This window comes from Sulfuricella sp. T08 (genome assembly GCF_000971475.1).
Classification (GTDB): Bacteria; Pseudomonadota; Gammaproteobacteria; order Burkholderiales; family Sulfuricellaceae; genus Sulfuricella.
The window spans coordinates 1-1875 of sequence record NZ_DF967593.1; the positions used below are offsets into that span (position 1 = coordinate 1).

The 1875-nt window shown below is 53.9% G+C and carries 2 protein-coding genes; both read right to left on the reverse strand.

The window, feature by feature from the left end; translation table 11 throughout:
• Positions 1-1460 (reverse strand): protease pro-enzyme activation domain-containing protein (locus SCT_RS16560; protein ID WP_144408315.1); only part of this gene is annotated, 1460 nt, incomplete at its 3' end.
• Between the two features lie 68 nt (positions 1461-1528).
• Positions 1529-1875: hypothetical protein (locus SCT_RS16565; protein WP_237759728.1), on the reverse strand; the 347-nt coding region annotated here is incomplete at its 5' end.

The window sequence follows — 1875 nt, forward strand, 5'->3', positions numbered from 1 at the left end:
GCCGATTGTATGCGTGCCCAACTGCCGACAAAAAGTGGCGACGCCAAGCTGGTGCCGCCGTATTGCTGAAGCTGGCCGTTAACAACGATAATTGCACCTGAATTCGGGTCGGCGTCGAACGCGATATCAGGAACCCCTCGATACGAGCCGGAAACAACACCGTTCTGCCAACTGGGCTTGGGTTCAACCAGACTGGGGCTTCCACCGCCACCGTTCCAAACGACCTCGCCACCGTAGTTGCCACTGGTGTCGGTATACAGTGTGGTGCCGCCTACCGCAATCACATAAGGTGAACTCGCAGGATATGAAGCGCCCACCGCAGTTCCCAGGGGATTACCACACTCTTGCGAGCCGGAGTCGCCGCTGCTGACAGAAAAAGTTTGCCCTTGCGCTATGGCCAATTGGAAAATCTGATCGTCAGCAGCCATTGACCCATCAGCTTGCGCAGAGGATTCGCACTCGCCGAGAGAAACGTTGATCACCGCTGCAATGTTGTCGGAAACCGCTTTATTGAGGGTTTTTGTGAGATCGGCATTAGTCAGTGAATGTGCGGTATAGAAAATCATCTGCGATACTTGACCACCCGCCATGGCTTGGATGCTCTGGCTATCGAGGTCCCACTCCGCCGTGCCACTGATGTCGCTACTCGCCTTGCCGACTTGGACCACGGTAGGGTTGATGATTGGCAGGCCGTTCTGGCTCTCGAACTGATGCAGATCCGCAATGGTCTGCGTCATTTTGCCTGCTGTGATGATGCCAACGACCATTGTCGAGGCGGTGGGAAGACCGGCTGCATTATAGGCGACCGGAAAATTAACCGGATTGATTCCATGCACGCTACCAGTAAGCTGCACACTAGCGGCTTTATGGTTCATCGTGTGCATCTGGTCCATCGTCTGCAATCCGAGCACCGAAAGCACCGTATCTCTGAATTCTGACGGCACTTGAACATCCGTCACGTTCGCAATGCCTTCGCGGCCGTCGCGAACAAAGCGCCAAACCTCGGTATTGAAAGCCTTGCGTATCGCCGTTATCGTTCCGGTTGCGGTTAGCAGCAGCCGGTTAGGCTCGATATGAACATTGGTGAATCCCGCGTGGGTGAGATAATCTGCCACTGCCTTTGCCCGTTCCGGCAATGGTGCGTGATCGGCCAGAATCTGTTCGCGGCTCAGCCACCGCCTAAATTCGGGGTCGCCTGGCTTAGTGAGCGCCTGTAGGTGGTGATCCAGCAACTCAGGGTTGCGCAGCTTGAGGGTAACTACCACATCCAATGATTCGTTTTCAGGAAGAAATTCGCGGAAAATTGCTTTCCCAGTCTCGTGCGCGTGTGTGTTTGTCTTCGACAAGGATGCTTGGGCCTGGGCAAACGTCGTTTGGCATATAGATACTCCAACTAATAATAAAGCCAGACTGAGCGCTGCATGACGAGTGTGTTGCAGAGGTCGATTGCGCTTGTGCATGAAGTTAAGCTCACTACAGTCTAAGTTAAGAAAAGTCGAGTAAATTGGTCATGACCATTTCGGAATTATCATGGTCTAGAAAAACGCTTCAATGAGCCTGCAAGCAAGGTCCCGCAGACAACTGCTGTCAGCGCTGCCGCAATTGCCAGCGCTAAGCGACCGCCGCCATCGAGCAGATGCATCCACCCGACCAGGATAGAACTAGCATCCGGTGCGACATTAGCTAGAATCAAATCGTCAATACTGCCCAACAACATCAGCGGTGTATCAAGCATGCCTATGAGCAGCAGGAAAGGGATGGCACTGGCCAACAACAGCAATCGTTCAGAGTAACGGCGCACCGGCCAAGCCGCGAGCAAGCTCAGCATCAGCAACGCATGCTGAAATGTGTGTCCGGTCAGGGTAGAGCTTGAGA